Raw genomic sequence first — 17,546 nt, forward strand, 5'->3', positions numbered from 1 at the left:
AAGTCCTATAAAACCCTACTCAAACCTATCCTCATGCCACCTAATCACGAAAAGGCAGAAGGTTTATTCCGGCAAGAATCTTTAGAGCGATTATCCTCGCCAGAACGGCTTGATCAACTCATGCAGGTTGTTAACCCGCTGGATTGGTTGATGTTGGCTACATTTGGCAGTTTGGTTTTGGCAGGGTTAGCTTGGAGCGTGATGGGACGCATTCCCGTGACGGTGGAAGGTCGCGGAGTGCTGATGCAACCACGCCAAATTATGGACTTTCAGTCTGCGATCGCTGGGCAACTGACAGAAGTGAAAGTACGAGGTGGGCAATGTGTTCAAAAGGGTGATATTTTAGCAACAATTGACCCCCTAGACTTGCGTCAACAACTGCGTTTAGCCCAGGGGAAATTGGGACAATTACGGACTCAAACTCAGGATTCTCGAATGCTGACTAGTCGACGAACCCAGACAGAACGTAGTGCGATCGAAGCATCTCGGGCTAGTTTGCGTCAACGGCTGCGGGATACCCAAGCATTAGCTCCAGTGTTACGGGACAAGGGGCTAGGTGCTGTGCAGGAGCAGCGTCGCAGTTTAGAACAACGGTTGGCCAATGCCCGATCATTAGTACCTGTGCGACGCAAGCGTGTGGAAGATCTCAGAAATTTGCAAGCACAAGGGGCAATTAATCGGGACTATTTGTTGCAGATCGAGCAAGCCTATATTCAATCCAAAGAAACTGTTGCAGAAATTGAAGCGCAACTGAAAGCCTTGGATGTAGAAAGCACGGAGGCTGAGCGCCGATATCTTGAAAACTTGCGAAGTACTGGGGAATTACAAGCTCAATTACAGGAGCTAGAAGCGCGAGATACTCGTCTCAATCAAGAAACCTTGGATACGAACACTCTGCGAGATCGGGAGCTTCAGGATGTGAGTCGCGAAATTACTCGTCTCAATCAGCAAATCAATAATAATAGCCAAGTTATTAGTCCCCAGGCAGGCTGTTTAATTGAAGTGAACGCTCAACCAGGACAAGTGGTGCAACCAGGGACAAAACTAGGCTATCTCCAAACGATTAATCAGGGCGATACCATGCGGGGCATGGGTTACTTAGCGATTAAAGATGGCAAGCGAGTCAAAGCAGGGATGAAAATAATCGTGATTCCCGACACAGTTCAACGTGAGCGCTTTGGAGGCATTCTGGGCGAGGTCACTCAGGTTTCTGCTCTGCCCGTGACGAAAGAAGGAGCCTTAGCGGCGATCGGGAATGCTGATCTGGTACAAGGTTTGTTAGCAGGTAATAGTGCTGTAATTGGGGTTGAAGCAAAGCTAAGAGCCGACTCTCAAACTGACAGTGGTTATCAGTGGTCATCCTCTCGAGGCCCCTCAGAGATGATCACACCTGGCACCACCGTAACAGTACGAATTACGATTGAGGAGCGTGCTCCGATCACTTTCTTGTTGCCCTTTTTGCAAGAATTTGGCAGTGACAGAAAGCCCAAGTTAGCGATGAATGTACCTCTCGATCACTTGCAAACATCACATCTGGGATTTGAGAGCCAATGATGCTCGCTGGCAAGAACGTCATCAGGAAGTATGACTAGAATTAAGCCACTACTATCATGGGCTTAAATGATTAAACCACTTTTCAAAATTGTCTGCCAGTGGCTATGCAACTTTCAGAAAAAATCCGACCGTTTTTACCCTTTCCGTTCCTGTTTAATAAAGCTCAAAAAACGAGATCGCGTAATAGTCGAGTGAGGACACCTACACTGCTGCAAATGGAAGCTGTTGAGTGCGGTGCTGCGGCCCTAGGCATTATTTTGTCTCACTATGGATTGATTATTCCTTTACCGCAACTGCGAACTCGTTGTGGAGTCTCGCGGGATGGTAGTAAGGCATCAAACATTTTAAAAGCTGCTCGTACTTTTGGGTTACAAGCTAAAGGGTTCAAAAAAGAAATCGATCAATTGCGAGAAATTAAGCCACCCTACATTATTTTTTGGAATTTTAACCACTTTTTAGTTGTCGAGGGCTTTGGTAAAGATCAAGTTTTCTTGAACGATCCGGCAACGGGGCCGCGCCAGGTCAGCGATCAAGAATTTCGAGAGTCTTACACGGGTGTTGTTTTGATCATGGAGCCCGGCCCTGACTTCAAGCGAGGCGGACGAAAGCCAAGCATGATTACGGCTTTATGGAAGCGACTTCAAGGATCAACATCAGAATTATTATTCTGTGTTTTAACAGGATTTGTTTTGGTTTTACCAGGCATTTCAATCGCAGCATTTGCTCAGATTTTTATTGACAATATTATGATTCAAAAGCAGGTGGAATGGATTCCGCCGCTACTGAGTACCATGGCACTGGTGACAATCGTGCAAGCAGGCTTAGTGCTATTACAGCTTAAGAAGTTACGCTATCTTCAGTTACGTCTTTCAATTCAGCTAACTGGTCAATTTCTATGGCATACTTTGCGCTTACCAGTGGGATTTTACGCCCAGCGCTTTGCTGGTGAAATCAGCAGTCGTCTTGGTTTAAACAATCAGGTGGCGGGCTTGTTATCTGGACAATTAACCCGCAGTGTGATCGATGCGGTTATGACTCTTTTTTATGGCACGATGATGGTGTTTTATGATCCAGTATTGACTATTATTGCTATTGTTTTTGTAATCATCAATATTTCTGTTCTGCGGTGGATTTCTCGCCAAAGAACTGATAACTATATGCGCCTTAATCAAGATCTTGGTAAAATTGCAGGCTTGGAAATTGGCGGACTACAAAGTATTGAAACGATTAAGTCAGCAGCTCTAGAATCTGATTTTTTTTCAAAGTGGGCTGGTTACTATGCCAAGTCCATTTCTGCTCAACAAGATCTACTCAAAGGCGAGCTGGTTTTAGGGTCTTTACCCGCATTTCTATCGTCACTATCTACCATGATCGTCCTAATCTTGGGCGGACTTCGAGTCATGGATGGCTACCTCACGGTTGGAATGCTGATTGCTTTTCAGGGATTAATGAATCGGTTTCAACAGCCAGTGGGTAGCCTAGTTAGCCTAGGCAGTCAAATTGAGCAATTAAGTGGCAGTATGAACCGTCTGGATGACGTATTACAAAATCCCATTGATCCAGTATTTCAAGCTGGCTTAGACCAAAAATTTCTACGGGCTAACTCAACGGATAGCCAAGGCATTCAGCTAGCGATGCCAACAGATATTATTCGTTTGCAGGGCTATGTTGAGTTACGAAATGTCACCTTTGGCTATAGTCGAGTAGATGCACCTTTAATTAAAGATTTTAGTTGTTCTTTAAGCCCTGGACAGCGTATTGCCTTTGTGGGAGGTAGTGGCTCTGGAAAGTCTACATTGTCGAAACTGATTACGGGACTATATGAACCCTGGGAAGGAGAAATTTTATTTGATGGTATTCCTCGTCAAGCAGTTCCTAGAGCAGTTCTGACTAACTCCCTATCGATGGTGGAGCAAGAGATCTTTCTGTTTGGGGGAACAGTACGAGATAACCTCACTCTTTGGGATGACACAATTCCAGATGCCCAACTCTTACAAGCTTGCCAAGATGCTGCAATTTTAGATGTGGTCATGGCGATTTCTGGGGGACTCAACGGGAAGCTCCTAGAAAGTGCCGCTAACTTGAGTGGTGGACAGCGACAGCGACTAGAAATTGCACGAGCCTTAGTTAATAATCCTTCAATTTTGGTGATGGATGAGGCAACTAGCGCCCTCGATGCAGAAACTGAAAAGCAAATTGATCGCAATATTCGTCGCAGGGGTTGCACTTGTATTGTGGTGGCGCACCGGCTCAGTACAATTCGGGATTGTGATGAAATTGTGGTACTTGATCGCGGACAGGTCGTCCAGCGAGGCAATCACGAATCTATGAAGGATATTCCGGGAGCTTATGCTCAGTTAATTCAAGCGGGATGAGCCATGGTTAAAGCTTTTCAGTTATGGAGTGTGGAGCAGTCTTGCAAAAATGATTAGTGCTTAAGTTTTAGTCTGTAATTTACTTAACTGGGTTGCTTCAGATTTTGTAGTCAATGAATGCCTGATCCATGAAAACCATGAAAAATATTCAATTTGCACAAGTGGAGCCGACAACTAAGTGTAACTTTCGATGTGGATTTTGTTGCGGGCGATCGATGGATCAATCAAACTTGTCACTGGCTCAGTTTACAGAATTTCTAGAACTTTTTCCAGAAATTCAACACCTAGAGCTTCAAGGAGAAGGAGAGCCATTAATCAATCCCGATTTCTTTAAAATGGTAGATCTAGCAAATCGTCGAAGAATTTATATCTCTTTTATTACGAATGGTAGTTTTCTACATGCCTATATTCAGCAAATTTTGGATAGTCAAATTCGATCTATTCGAGTCTCTTTAGAGACTGCTGATTCTGAAAAATTTCAAAGAATTCGTGGTGGTTCCTTTGCTGTTGTCGAAGCGGGTATTCGTCAGCTACTGTCTGAGCGAAGTCGCTTAGGTTTGAGTCAGCCCAGTGTAGGATTTGCCCTGACAGTTTTGGCATCGACAGTAGATGATGTGCCAGACATTTATGATCTTTATCAGCAATTGGGTATGGATGGAGCGATCGCGATTCAATCGCTAAATCCCATGCCACAATATGCAGAAGTTTATGATGACCAAATCGCATCAGAATATTTAGAGACTGATCAAAAACAGCGTCTTCGCGGTTATATGACCAGCAAAGTTGCTCAGGAAATTTGGTTTCAAAAGTCACCCCATCATCACTTCTATGATGAGCTATTTCGGCCACGCCCAGCGGACATTGCAAAAGGGAAACTAGCTTCTTGTCCTTGGCTAGACTCAGGAATCAATCTTGATCGCCATGGCCGGTTAACACCCTGTTGTATGGTGAAGGGCGAGAGCTGGTCATTTGGTCAGCTAGGCGAGATCAGCCGTGAAGAAATTTTAGACTCAAAGGCTTATTTAGCTGCAGAATTAGCCCGCGGTGTTATTCCTGCGCCCTGTCGCGATTGCCATATTGCCCAGATGATTATTGCTGATGAATAATAGCAAGATCAACGGTTGTTGGTGGTTTTAATAAGATGTCTTTAAGAAAGGGCTTGTTGATAAAGCTCAACCGTTTTTTGAGCAGAAGATTGCCAACTAAATTGCTGGGCTTGTTGGAGCGATCGCCGTGACAAGTCATTCCGTAAGCTGGGTGATCGATAAATAGCCAATAGGCTTTGAGAAAGATCATCTAAGTTATTGGGATCGGCGAGCAATGCTGCGTTGCCAACCACCTCTGGCAAGGATGATCGATTGGATGTAATCACTGGCGTGCCACATTGCATTGCTTCCAAGGGAGGCAGCCCAAATCCCTCGTAAAAAGATGGGTAAACAAATGCTACAGCCCCACTATAGATCGGTGCTAAGTCTTGATCACGTAAATAGCCAGTAAAAATAATGCGATCAGTCAATTGGGGATACTGCCGGGCTGCTGCCAAAATTGGCTGATAATCCCATCCTAAACGCCCTGATAAGACCAGGACTAAATCTTCAATTTTTTCCTGAGTAATTAATTGTAAAAAACTGCGAATTAATCCATCTAGATTTTTGCGTGGTTCCAACGTGCTTAAACTCAGGATGTAGGGCCGATCAGTGGGTATACCATAAGTTGCTTGAGCTGCCTTAATTTGTTCGCGGTCTTGGCAGGGATAGAACCGATCGGAAGCGGCCCAAGGGACAACCTTCACTTGCTCAGGATTTACCTGATTACCCAAGTAAGTGCAGAGATCTTGTCGCGTTGCCTCCGAAGGGCAAGAAATCCAAAAATTGCGGTTAATACCCTTGAGAGTGGTTGGTAAGTCGGCTTCCGGATGGAAATATTCCCGATCGCCATCCTTCAGGAGTCCGCACCACTCAGGATGCAAGATTGGGATAATATCGTGGACTGTTAGGACTGGTTTGACAGACTTTCGCTGCTTAACAATAGCTGGAATTGCATAGTAGGAAGAATGATAAATATCCAAATTATTGAGATCGCGCTGAGCAGTCCCCTGAAATCCAAACTCCAAGACCTTGGCGCGCCATTGATATAATGGAACCTCATTTTCAATTATTTTGTAAGCTTTTAGTTTTTGGATAAATTGAGCGAATAAGGACTCGCTGAGTAAATGCGTCTTGACTTGATTGCGGATCGTGACATTGATCGAGTTTGATCGCCAAGGTACTCGTTCATTTAATTTCCTCGATTTGAGATACAAACGGGAATAGAGCCAAACACCAAAGGAGAAATCGCTCCCGGCAAACATTGATAGATCAGGACACTCTAGTAATTGATTGAGTAATTGTTCCGTTGTCCGAGAAATGCCAAAAGTCCATCGGTTGCGATGGGCAATCCCTAAGCTAGAGCAGTCGTAAAGAACGTTAATCATTCGTACTAGAAAGTTAGGATTGGATCATTATCGCTTGATTAGCTCAGCCATGACTCCAATAGCTTGCAAGCATTTTCAGCGCCATTTTCAGTACGCATTTTTGCGCCTAGCGCTTGAGTTTTCTGTTTTACTGACGGAGAGAGAACTTTATTCTCTAAAATTTTGGCAAGGCTGTCCGGCGTGATTTTATGGGGATGGGCGGCGGCTCCGACCTGTAGTGCTAATATCCGTTTCGCATTAAAGAACTGATCATTGCCTAAGGGTTCAATCAACATCGGGCAATCATTACGGAGTGATCGAGCGATCGACCCAACACCGCCATGATTTAAAAATGCCGCTGCATGGGACAAAATCCAATCCTGGGGCATAAAGTCTACAAACATGACCGCCTCACGATCGCAATCATCAGGCAACAGGGACTCATTAAAATTTGCCCACCCTCGATGCACCAACAATCTACGACCTAATTTGGCCGCCGCGCGCACATGAACTTCCAAAACTGCGCGAGGATTAGTCACAGGAATACTGCTAAAGGATAGAAAAAGTGGCTTTGGTTCTTGTTCAACAAACGCCTGCAAAATTGGATCAGGTTGCCAGGTTTTCCAGGCAGGATCTTCATAGAACCAAAAGCCCATTTGCTGATAGTGAGCGTTCTCCAAAGTCGGTTGGGAGAAATGTTGACTAGACCCTAATAGTGCATGGTCATTATGTTCATAATCTAACCAGTTCATCCCTTCCAGACCTAGCTCTTGGCCGACTTCCTCTAGGACTGACAAGAAAAACTGGCGAATTGCTCGTTGGTTGCTGGATGGTTGTCCCGAGTCAGTACAGAGGAAGAAAGGGGTTACAGATGCGGCAACCCAAGGTAAGCCCAGCTTGTGGTGGAGCATTGACCCCACAATGTGGCGCTGTAGACCGCCAATGAAAAGGTCGGCATCGGCACAAATGGCGAGTGCTTGATGATAAAGCTGAGGTAAATCGTTCCGTAGAAAAGCCTCCATGCTAGTGGCTTGGTCAGCAAAAGAGGTTTGAGGTGGTTCCCAGTGATCCCAATCTTTGGCATCTTGGCGCGCCTGGTCAGCGGTCAACTCTTGTCCATAGTCGATCGCCTCTAAACCCGCCTTGAGCACATAGGAATGCATGGATTTACGGAAGGCCATTTTGACCCGATGGCCGCGCGATCGCAGGGCAGCACCAAGGGCAATATAGGGCAAATGATCGCCGTGGGTTCCCGTGCCGGAAATAACAATAGTTGCCATAAATTAAGTAGTCAAAGCCGTGATGAATAGAAGGTTATTTCCTAGGCAGCTACGGGCGTTGCCAGCCATTGTTTGATTGCATCGCAAGCAATCTCTAGCCCATTTTCTTCGCGAAACTTGAGCGCCACCTGTTGAGCCGTTTGACGACAACCATCCGTTAGCACCTTGCTTTTCAGGACATTAACCAACCCATTCACCGTCAGTTTGTGGGGATGCATGGCGACTCCCACTTTTAGACCCAACACTTGCTTTGCATTAAAAAATTGGTCATTGCCATAGGGTTCTACTAACATTGGACAGCCGTTTTTCAGGGCGCGGGCGATCGTCCCCATGCCCCCATGGTGAATGATGGCGGCAATGCGGGGAAACAACCAATCTTGATTAATAAAATCCGTGAACCAAACGGCATCCCGATCGCAATCTTCTGGCAGCAGTGACTCATCGAATCCTGCCCAGCCTCGCTGTACCAACATCCTGCGACCTAACTGGGCCGCCGCACGCACATGCAGTTCCAAAACCGATCGAGCATTTTCCAACGGCAAACTACTAAAGGATAAAAATAAGGGTTTGGGATCAGTGTCCAAAAACTGGCAAAGCGCCGCATCGGGTTGCCAATCTTGCCAGTCGGGATCTTGATAGAACCAAAACCCTGTGGGTTGATAGGAACTATAGGCACTAATTTCGGGTGCAAAGTGCTGACTCGCGCCGAGGAGTGCCCGTTTAGGTTGCAGGCGATCGACTTCGTGCCATTCATCTAGGGTGATGCTAGGCAGGTCGAATTGCGTGCGAATATCGTTGATCACGCTCAAAAACAAGTCTGATCGCCTGCACAGCATCCGATCAAAATTGCGAACTTGGGCATGGGGCATCACCGATGTGCCCACCCACGGGACTCCCAGTTTTTCTTCCACCAACCACCCCACAATGTGGCGCTGCACACTACAAATCAGCAAGTCCGCATCGGCACAAATCGTGAGCAAGTCCTTGAAGGACTCTCCCAGTTCCCGTTTCAGGAAATGTCCCATAGACTCACGATATTCCTGATCCGAAGAAAATTGCTGTTGCCAATGATCCCAACCTTTAGCATATTTTTTGGCATGATCTTCGCCCCAGGCTACACCACAGCCTACGGTCTCTAGCCCCGATTTCAGCGCATAGGAATGCATGGGTGTGCCAAAAGCCATTTGTACCCGATGTCCTTGCTCTAATAGGGCTTTCCCAAGGGCGATGTAGGGCAAATGATCACCCATGGTTCCTGAGCTAGTAATGACAATATTCGCCATAAAATTATGAGTGGCTTAAATTAGGCAAGAACTAAAATCTATATTGCTTTTGGTAGTTCTGTTCTAACCCCTAAACCCTGCATTCATGAATTTTTTCTGATTTAGTTAACAATAAACAGGTGGTTATTCCTGGAAATTGCCATCAATAGAAACGAGATTGAACTGAAATTCACAGCTCAATCTCGAAGTTGTTGTTCACGATCTACTAGTGACTGTCGATATCCACTAATGCGTTAGGGCAACGTCATGGGCAAATTAACTGGAATGTGCTGGAGCTTTGTTTCTGCAGGGTTCCCATCTGTACCGAGTGCCCCAATGGTAGAAGAATAGCTTGAGTCCTCATTCTTCTTTTGAGGATTACCATGTGGATCCGGCCTAGCGCCACGCAACATATCCTGGAGGAGGGTGTTCTGCCCCGAGCCACCGGACTGAGCATCAAGTTCTGCTTCCGAGAGTTCCCCGTCTTCTAGTTCTGGTACTTCGGGGTTGATTGGTTGCTGATCATTGGCGATGTTTTCTGCGGACATCTCGGCACACCTGAAAATCAATAAAGAGTGGGGACTAATCGATGCTTCTAAGATATATCAAATTATGGCTAATCTTGGATATAACCTAGATTCATGGGTTTGCTGGAGTTAGGTAGCCATAGCTCAACCTTGCTTTTTGAGCTATGGCTGGAAACCTGACTTGTGTAGCAGGCATTGTTGCCGTCAACTAGAGACATTCGCCATCGCACTAAGGGAACTTAGAGGTTAGATTGAGCGGCAGAACATTCACATTACTTGACAATTCACTGCCTTTATTAGCACCCGTGTTCCCGAAATAGGACGTGTAGGATGAATCGACGCTGTTGGCTTGTTTTTCCGGCTTAGTGAGATCGGGCGTGCTGCTGTACGCCTTGGCCATCTCTTCCATACTTAGAAGTGCTCCTGTACCACCGGACTGGGCATCGAGTTCTTCTTCCGAGAGTTCCCCGTCTTCCAGCTCAGAGGAGGCAGACAGCTCAGGGTCGATCGGGGCTTGGTTTTCAGTGGTGTTTTCTTCGGACATGACGATTCTCCAGAAAGGATGAGTGATTGGATCATAGTTTGGAAAACCTAGGATAACCAGTCCTGTTTAACCAAACGAGATTGAGCCACAGTTTAGTGCCTAATCATCTTGTAGCTGTTGACGATGGTCAGCAGGTCGCTGCGATCGTCTGCCAAGATTCTAGGGAAGACGAAAATTTTTCATCATCTCTTGTGTTGATGAGGGCTGTGATGCCTGGTCTGTGGGGGTGTTTTTTTCCTTGGTTGGTTCGCCAAAATGGTAGCCATTTCTGGGAAAGCCAGAACTAGCAGGGAATGACGGAATTGATGGGAACGACGGACTCGAACCGCCAGCCTGAGAATCGAGTTCTGCGTCGGAGAGTTCTCCTTCCTCTGTCTCGGATAACTCGGGGTCGATCGGGGCTTGGTTTTCGGTGGTGTTTTCTTCGGACATGATGACTCTCCAGAGAGTAATGAACCGGCTATTAGTGTTTGAGGCGGGGGCGATCGCAGGCTGATGCCAATCTCATTTAGCAACGCTACTCGAGATCCAGACTGGATAAAGGGTTCAGGCTGAAATTTGGAGCACTAGCAGACGAAACTAGTATGAACACGTTCTAGATTCAGGGATCACCGAACGATAGCGACCCTCCCTCTGTTGATCTGGATTGCTTGATATTCGGAGATGTCAAGTTCGCGGTCTGGTTGTGGCGTTCCCCACCGTGTTTAAATTGACCACCAGCAGCGGCTTCTAGATCTTCCTCTGAGAGTTCCCCTTCTTCTAGGTCGGGAAAAGATTGATCAGGGGCAATTGGAGCTTGGTTTTCGGTGGTGTTTTCTTCGGACATGATGACTCTCCAGAGAGTAATGAACCGGCTATTAGTGTTTGAGGCGGGGGCGATCGGCGGGCATTCTGGCCTAGGGGAATTCCCCTAGATGCATCTGCTGCTGAGTGTCTCTGATAGACACGGAGGTATTGTTGGCTATCTGGGATTGCATGGCCACACTGCTGCTTTGCAACGTACCACCAGCAGCAGCTTCTAGATCTTCCTCTGAGAGTTCCCCTTCTTCTAGGTCGGGAAAAGATTGATCAGGGGGAACTGGGATTTTATTTTCAGCCGTGTTTTCTTCAGGCATGGCTATGACTTTCTGCTAAGGCAGGTGTAGGCGATCTTGACCAAGCTAGCATAGAGTTCTGGATGGACTGGCGGTAGCCATCTGTCAATTTGGTAAAGATTTAGATGTAAAACTTAAGCCGACTTGACATATGGCAAATTTCTGACTAGTTTCCTGACTAGTTAATGTTGACCCTAAAAACTGAGTTGTGCTGGGTTTCTGCTTTTAAACCATTGGTCTAGTCTGCTTTCAGAATATTATCGGAATGTTACTGAAGCCGGACTAAGTGATTACACGGAGATTTCGTGGGATGGATAGCTTTTCATTGTTTTGATCTGGAGACAATATTGTAAATTGAGCAACGTTTCTGAGTTATTAGTAATGAAATTTACTGGTTTAAATTGCATAAAATATTCATGATCTTAGGCAGTAATCATTGACTCAATTGTCTGAATTAGCTGAAACATTTAAGATCATTGAAAACCTTTAAGACTTTGATGATTTTAGTGGTTCCGAGCTGGATTCAAGGCTTTAATGAAGTCTAAATACTGCATTTGGGTACTGTCACCGATATTCAAATTTGGGGTGGTCTGTTCGTTTTATGGCATCTATGGCTAAAGTGATTGGCTTTGATCCTGATGAGAAAACCTTGAAGGGAAATGCACCTGTCCCCCTGGGAAGGCCCGATCGCGTGGCGGTGTTGCGATCGGGATCGGTGGCGGTGTTTGCCCTAGTAACCATTAACGGTGTGCCCCAAGGGGAGCGGCGATTCTTATTTGATGTGTCACCGGGGGAGGCATTGTTTGGAGTGCCCTCTCGCCCCGAAGGTCGCAGCCACCAGGTGATTGCGGTTCCCTACGAGGAATGCCGGCTAGTGGCGGGGCCGTTGCCGGAGCGTTGCTCGGGGCTGGAGGGGGATCGGGTCAATGAGGCGACCGACGATCTGACGGAGGAGACCTTGGCGGCTTGGTTGCGGCAGTGGAGCGATCGCTGGGTGGCGGTGTTTGAACATGCCAAGATTTCCCTGCCGGGTATCGCGGCGATCGAAGTGCCCGATTCGGCTCCCTTGGTCGATCGACTCTGGCAGTTTCATCTCAATGTTTTGGCGGGGTTACATCAACTGCATGAGCAGGAAACCCAGGCCACTGCTCAACGATTCTATGAGCGGCAACGCCTCAACCAGCAGGTGAGCGATCGCGCCCTGGGCGACCTGACGGCGGTTTTTAATCCCCGGCAGGCGGAATTTTTGCATGAGGGCGGCCCGCTGCTGGCGGCTGTGGGAGCGGTGGCCCGAGCCAAGGGGATTAGCGTTTCCCCCCCAGCGCGATCGGAAGATCCAGAACGCATCAAAAATCCCCTGGATGCGATCGCCCGCTCTTCACGGTTCCGAACACGGCGAGTGATTTTGACTGGCAAATGGTGGACTGCGGATTGTGGGCCGTTGCTTGCCTATGCTGCTGACGATAATCGACCCTTAGCCCTGCTACCTAAAGGCACTGGGCAATACGAAATATTCGATCCCACCCTCGAGCAACGCCGCCCCTTGACTGGAGCATTGGCCCGGCAACTCTCCCCTGTGGGCCACATGTTCTATCGAGCATTTCCTGATCAGGCAATGAACTCGATCGACATTTTTCGATTTGCGATGCGTGGGCGAGAGCGTGATTTATTCAGTGTTTTGTCCATCGGTATTCTCTCCTCATTGGTGGGAATGATTACGCCATTAGTCACAGGAATTTTAATTACTGATGTCATTCCCGATGCCCAGCGTAATTTGGTGTGGGAGTTTGCACTTTGCCTATTGGCCGCCAGCTTTGGCAATACCTTGTTTGGCATTGCTCAAAGTGTGGCTTCGGGGCGCTTACAAACCTTAGCTGATCTAGAAACCCAATCAGCCGTCTGGGATCGACTGTTAAAACTCCGGGTGTCTTTCTTTCGGAACTATACGATCGGGGATTTGCAAGGACGAGTCTCCGCCATTTCCCAAATTCGACGCATTCTTAGCGGAACAGTTTTACAAACCATTTTTAGTAGCTTCTTTTCAGCCTTAAACCTAGGCTTAATGATTGTATATAGTCCATCATTATCCCTCGTTGCGTTGGGCATTACGGCTGTGATTATTGTAGTGACCAATGCTTCAAGTTTCTATACCCGCCAGCAAATGCGACCCTTGCAGAAAATGCAGGGGGAATTAAATGGCTTGATTGTGCAATTGATTGGTGGAGTTTCCAAGCTCCGCATTGCTGGAGCAGAACAACGAGCTTTTGCTTTTTGGGCCAGCCAATTTCGTCAGCAGCTCAAGCTTTCATTGAGCACAGAGGCGATCGAAGATGGCATGACACTTTTTAATACATTTCTTTCAACCGTCAGTCCTGCGCTGCTGTTTGCGTCAGCTTCTCTGCTGATCACACCCGCCCAAGCAGCCGGGACAGGGCCGCTCCAGTCTAGTCTTTCGATCGGGACGTTCCTCGCCTTCAACTCAGCCTTTGGCACATTTTTGGGTGGTGCTACCAGCCTGAGTAATCTCTTGATTCAAATTATGGAAATTTCAGTGCTTTGGGAGCGTGCCCGGCCCATCATTGAAGAACCACCTGAGGTGGATCAAGACAAAACCGATCCCGGACGTTTATTAGGGGGGGTCAAGCTCGATCGCGTTAGCTTTCGTTACCAAACTGATGGCCCTTTAACCTTAGATAAAATCTCAATTGAAGCCAAACCGGGTGAGTTTATTGCGTTGGTGGGGCCTTCCGGTAGCGGCAAATCAACGACAGTTCGCCTATTGCTGGGTTTTGAACAACCCGAAGAAGGGGCAATTTTCTATGATGGTCAAGATCTCTCGGGTTTAGATGTGACCGCAATTCGGCGGCAGTTAGGCGTTGTTTTGCAAAATGGACGAATTAACAGCGACTCCATCTTTGAAAATATTTCTGGGGGAGCGCTCATCACCATGGATGAAGCCTGGGAAGCAGCCAAAATGGCTGGCTTTGCTGATGATATTGACCACATGCCGATGGGGATGCATACGGTCATTTCTGAGGGAGGTACCAACCTTTCTGGGGGGCAACGCCAACGACTCTTGATTGCCCGGGCATTGGTTTTAAAGCCTAAGATTTTGATCTTTGATGAAGCAACGAGTGCCCTGGATAATCGAACTCAGGCGATTGTGAGTGAAAGCCTCGATCGCCTACGAGTTACCCGCATTGTAATTGCTCATCGTCTCAGCACGATTCGCAACGCCGATCGCATTTACGTCATCTCCGCCGGTCAGGTCATTCAGCAAGGTAATTTTGAGACCCTGATGCAGGAAGCGGGGCTATTTGCCGATCTCATGAACCGCCAAATTATGTAAGCGTTTCCCTACAGTCCAATCAGTCACTATAGGATTGAGGCTGAGTCAACATCCCATTCAGATAGATGCAAGATCAATACTCAGCTAAGATTTAAATTCATCTAGAGTCAGCGAAATTTAGCACTCGAAATTTAGCACTGTTTAATTATTCCAGTCCATTAACTATTCTGGCAAATCAATTGGATATTCACCTTCAGGCATCTTCCTCAACCTTTTCAGAATCAATGATGCTGCTAAAAGCAGCCGTTTTAGAGCGATTTAATCAAGAAATTCTTGAAAAAAAGTTGTGCTACCACAACCAAGCTCATATTGAGGCAGTCCAACGCCGAGCTTGTCAACTATTTCAGGTGGTTCGTGCTGAGTTACCACATGAAATGGCTGATCGATTAGCAATTTTGCTGGATTTTTGTGCTGTTGCTCATGACCTGGTGCAAGTGTTTTTACCCGTGACTGATGCCCATAGCCCTCGTCGCCGAGAAGCTGGAGTGAGCGAAACAGCAACAATTCATGAGATCCGGCAATTCATTCAAGGAATTAATCAACAAACTAGCCATCTTTCAGCCCAGATTACGGTGGAAGATATGCATCTCATTCAAGAAGCGATCGAGGCAACTATTTGTGCCTACGATCCCCAGGAGCAAGCTATCTACCAGCCCAGTCTCTATGAGCATGATCACCCAATTTCCCTTGTGGCTAGACTGTTAGCGATCGCGGATATTGGCTCGCTAGCTATGGAAGGACTTGAATCCTACAACCAAGAAGGTCGCCTCATTTTCCTTGAAGAAAACCCTGATGTTTATGACCTGCTCGCCACGGGGCGTTTACTGCACTTAGCCACTCATGAGCCTGATTTAGCTGAAAATGTTCGGCAACGTCTGCTGCGACGCAGTCAGTTTCAGGTGAGCTTTGCCAAATCTCGCTTCAAGCGATCGCCCCAAGAGTTAGAGGGTTTACCAGCCCCCGCAATTCCCACTATCCTGAACGAGCTTTTTTCTGATTTAACCCCAGCCAATATTCAGCAGTTGGAATCAGTCACTCCCACAGACCCTGACACACCTCTTCAAAGCCTAATTGACTTTTTTCAGCTCACCTCGCTTTATACAGTTTTTAACTCGCTCAATAAGAAGGGCAGCCAATAAGGTAGTGATTGTGAGGCAAGGATTTTCGCAAGTAATTGCTTATTCCACAAAGCTTTCATTGATTCATCATTACTTCACAGGCACTACTCACAATTAAAATTCAGCTACTCAAGATTCATTATCGAGTTGATAACTCAAGATTTATGATCGATCGCCCTTGATTACTTCTCCGTCCACGTCCGGCGGGCCGGCGGGGCGATCGAGGTCTTTTTCATCCGGGTTTAGCTCATCCCGAAAGCCGCGCAGGGTTTTGCCCAAGGCCCCGCCCAACTGCGGCAACTTCTTAGGGCCAAAGATCAAGATCGCCACCAACAAAATCAACAGCACTTCCGGCCAGCCCAGTCCAAACACGATCGCGCCTCTCCTAAACGACGAATGCCCGCGATCTCAGTTGCGATCGCCGCATGATTGCCGATCGCTGCCTGTACCGCTGCCCCCATAGATAGCACCAATTGTCGGATCTGACTGACTCCATCACTAGCGCAAATCGTCAAATCCGCCACAAACTCCAAGCGATCGCCCAAAGTATGGCAACCTAAAAAACTGGGAAACCCATTTATTTGGGCAACCCCTTGAACCATCCGCGCCTTCAGACATACCCCGCGCCATCCGCGATCGGAGCGAAGCCATGCAAACCCTGCCGAAACCCCCCGTTCCCAACGGCAGCATCGCCACCAACCTAGACGATCGACTGTTTGACACCACGATCCATCGTCGCCAAACCCGCCCCGTGCAAGTGGGCGACATCACGATCGGTGGCGGCCATCCGGTCGTGGTGCAGTCGATGATCAATGAAGATACCCTCGACATTCCCGGGTCTGTGGCCGCCATTCGTCGCCTGCACGAAATCGGTTGCGAAATTGTGCGCGTCACCGTCCCCAGCCTGGCCCACGCCAAGGCCATGGAAAGCATTCGCAAAACCCTGGAAGACACCTATCGCCCCGTGCCGCTGGTGGCCGACGTGCACCACAACGGCATGAAAATCGCCCTGGAAGTGGCCAAGCACGTCAATAAGGTGCGGATTAATCCGGGCTTGTATGTGTTTGAAAAGCCCCGCGCCGACCAGGACTACAGCGCCGCCGAATTTGAGGCGATCGGCAAGAAAATCCGCGAAACCCTGCAACCCCTGGTGGAAACCCTGGGCGAGCAAAACAAATGTATGCGGATTGGCGTGAACCACGGCTCCTTGGCGGAGCGGATGGTGTTTACCTATGGCGACACGCCCTTGGGCATGGTGGAATCGGCCTTGGAATTCCTGCGGATTTGCGAAGACATGCAATTCCAAAACCTGGTGATTTCCATGAAGGCCTCGCGCGTGCCCGTGATGCTGGCGGCCTATCGGTTGCTGGCCAAGCGGCTGGATGAAGCCGGGATGCCCTACCCGATCCATTTGGGCGTGACGGAAGCGGGCGACGGCGACTATGGCCGGGTCAAGTCCACCGCCGGGATTGCCACCCTGCTGGCGGAAGGGATCGGCGACACGATTCGCGTTTCGCTGACGGAAGCCCCCGAAAAGGAAATCCCCGTTTGCTACAGCATTCTGCAATCGCTGGGCCTGCGGAAAACGATGGTGGAATATGTGGCCTGCCCGTCCTGTGGGCGGACGCTGTTTAGCCTTGAAGAGGTGCTGCACCAAGTGCGGGAAGCGACGAAGCACCTGGTGGGCTTGGATATTGCCGTGATGGGCTGCATTGTGAACGGGCCGGGCGAAATGGCCGATGCGGACTACGGCTATGTGGGCAAAACGCCGGGGACGATCGCCCTGTATCGGGGTCGCGACGAAATCAAGCGCGTGCCGGAAACCGAGGGTGTATCAGCACTGATTGAGCTGATTAAGGCCGATGGCCGTTGGGTGGATCCGCCGACCAGTTAAACCGGGCGATCGACTGTTTTTGATGCAGCCTTAGCCCCCAACCAGCTTCCCAGACTGTCCCTCAAGCTCGCCTTTGCGCTTGGTGGCCGGACGCTGG

At 48.2% G+C, this 17,546-nt stretch carries 17 protein-coding genes; 7 read left to right on the top strand and 10 right to left on the bottom strand.

Going from position 1 to position 17,546, the window contains the following annotated elements:
* The first annotated feature begins 33 nt into the window (after nt 1–33).
* The 3 genes from H6G52_RS03770 (at nt 34) to H6G52_RS03780 (ending at nt 5,035) form a co-directional block, all read left to right on the top strand.
* Nucleotides 34–1,554 (top strand): NHLP bacteriocin system secretion protein, encoded by a 1,521-nt coding sequence (locus H6G52_RS03770; protein WP_190526520.1) that lies wholly within the window; start codon nt 34–36, stop codon nt 1,552–1,554.
* Nucleotides 1,555–1,658: 104 nt separating this feature from the next.
* Nucleotides 1,659–3,929 (top strand): NHLP family bacteriocin export ABC transporter peptidase/permease/ATPase subunit, encoded by a 2,271-nt coding sequence (locus tag H6G52_RS03775; protein WP_190526637.1) that lies wholly within the window; start codon nt 1,659–1,661, stop codon nt 3,927–3,929.
* A gap of 128 nt (nt 3,930–4,057) precedes the next feature.
* Nucleotides 4,058–5,035: a radical SAM protein gene (locus H6G52_RS03780; RefSeq protein ID WP_190526521.1), complete on the top strand. Its 978-nt coding sequence runs from the start codon at nt 4,058–4,060 to the stop codon at nt 5,033–5,035.
* A 41-nt stretch (nt 5,036–5,076) separates the two neighbouring features.
* Here H6G52_RS03780 and H6G52_RS03785 read toward each other — a convergent pair whose 3' ends face one another.
* Together H6G52_RS03785 and H6G52_RS03790 are read right to left on the bottom strand one after the other, a co-directional pair.
* Entirely contained in the window at nt 5,077–6,402 is a 1,326-nt protein-coding gene (locus tag H6G52_RS03785; RefSeq protein ID WP_190526523.1) for a glycosyltransferase family 1 protein, read from the bottom strand.
* 38 nt (nt 6,403–6,440) lie between these two features.
* Nucleotides 6,441–7,607, bottom strand: coding sequence for a glycosyltransferase (locus tag H6G52_RS03790; RefSeq protein WP_370567666.1), 1,167 nt, complete (start codon nt 7,605–7,607; stop codon nt 6,441–6,443).
* Here H6G52_RS03790 and H6G52_RS19000 point away from each other — a divergent pair.
* A complete protein-coding gene (locus H6G52_RS19000; RefSeq protein ID WP_370567667.1) occupies nt 7,539–7,691 on the top strand; it encodes a hypothetical protein in 153 nt (50 codons plus the stop codon). The genes H6G52_RS03790 and H6G52_RS19000 overlap by 69 nt on opposite strands.
* Nucleotides 7,692–7,702: 11 nt before the next feature.
* Here H6G52_RS19000 and H6G52_RS03795 read toward each other — a convergent pair whose 3' ends face one another.
* From H6G52_RS03795 to H6G52_RS03820, 6 genes are all read right to left on the bottom strand, one after another.
* On the bottom strand, nt 7,703–8,944 hold the full coding sequence (locus H6G52_RS03795) for a glycosyltransferase (RefSeq protein WP_190526526.1): 1,242 nt from the start codon (nt 8,942–8,944) through the stop codon (nt 7,703–7,705).
* 233 nt (nt 8,945–9,177) lie between these two features.
* Nucleotides 9,178–9,471, bottom strand: coding sequence for a hypothetical protein (locus tag H6G52_RS03800; protein WP_190526528.1), 294 nt, complete (start codon nt 9,469–9,471; stop codon nt 9,178–9,180).
* Nucleotides 9,472–9,679: 208 nt separating this feature from the next.
* Complete coding sequence (locus H6G52_RS03805; protein WP_190526530.1) at nt 9,680–9,994, bottom strand: hypothetical protein; 315 nt, start codon at nt 9,992–9,994, stop codon at nt 9,680–9,682.
* A 159-nt stretch (nt 9,995–10,153) separates the two neighbouring features.
* Nucleotides 10,154–10,426, bottom strand: coding sequence for a hypothetical protein (locus tag H6G52_RS03810; RefSeq protein WP_190526532.1), 273 nt, complete (start codon nt 10,424–10,426; stop codon nt 10,154–10,156).
* A 169-nt stretch (nt 10,427–10,595) separates the two neighbouring features.
* Nucleotides 10,596–10,820: a hypothetical protein gene (locus H6G52_RS03815; RefSeq protein ID WP_190526534.1), complete on the bottom strand. Its 225-nt coding sequence runs from the start codon at nt 10,818–10,820 to the stop codon at nt 10,596–10,598.
* 70 nt (nt 10,821–10,890) lie between these two features.
* Entirely contained in the window at nt 10,891–11,109 is a 219-nt protein-coding gene (locus H6G52_RS03820; protein WP_190526536.1) for a hypothetical protein, read from the bottom strand.
* 589 nt (nt 11,110–11,698) lie between these two features.
* On the opposite strand from H6G52_RS03820, the gene H6G52_RS03825 reads away from it, so the two are divergent.
* The gene (locus tag H6G52_RS03825; protein ID WP_190526537.1) at nt 11,699–14,437 is read left to right on the top strand and encodes an NHLP bacteriocin export ABC transporter permease/ATPase subunit; all 2,739 of its coding nucleotides are present in this window, start codon (nt 11,699–11,701) and stop codon (nt 14,435–14,437) included.
* Nucleotides 14,438–14,616: 179 nt separating this feature from the next.
* On the top strand, nt 14,617–15,576 hold the full coding sequence (locus tag H6G52_RS03830; protein ID WP_190526539.1) for a hypothetical protein: 960 nt from the start codon (nt 14,617–14,619) through the stop codon (nt 15,574–15,576).
* Nucleotides 15,577–15,717: 141 nt separating this feature from the next.
* Here H6G52_RS03830 and tatA read toward each other — a convergent pair whose 3' ends face one another.
* Both tatA and H6G52_RS03840 read right to left on the bottom strand, forming a co-directional pair.
* Nucleotides 15,718–15,927 carry a twin-arginine translocase TatA/TatE family subunit gene (tatA, locus tag H6G52_RS03835; protein WP_190526541.1) on the bottom strand — a complete coding sequence of 70 codons (210 nt, stop codon included), beginning with the start codon at nt 15,925–15,927 and terminating at the stop codon, nt 15,718–15,720.
* Entirely contained in the window at nt 15,894–16,157 is a 264-nt protein-coding gene (locus H6G52_RS03840; RefSeq protein ID WP_190526543.1) for a hypothetical protein, read from the bottom strand. Before H6G52_RS03840 ends, tatA begins: the two co-directional genes overlap by 34 nt.
* A 47-nt stretch (nt 16,158–16,204) precedes the next feature.
* Between H6G52_RS03840 and ispG the strand changes: the two genes are divergently transcribed.
* On the top strand, nt 16,205–17,449 hold the full coding sequence (gene ispG, locus H6G52_RS03845) for a (E)-4-hydroxy-3-methylbut-2-enyl-diphosphate synthase (protein WP_190526545.1): 1,245 nt from the start codon (nt 16,205–16,207) through the stop codon (nt 17,447–17,449).
* Nucleotides 17,450–17,546 lie beyond the last annotated feature (97 nt).

Source organism: Limnothrix sp. FACHB-881, from assembly GCF_014698135.1.
In the GTDB taxonomy this organism is placed as follows: Bacteria; Cyanobacteriota; Cyanobacteriia; order CACIAM-69d; family CACIAM-69d; genus CACIAM-69d.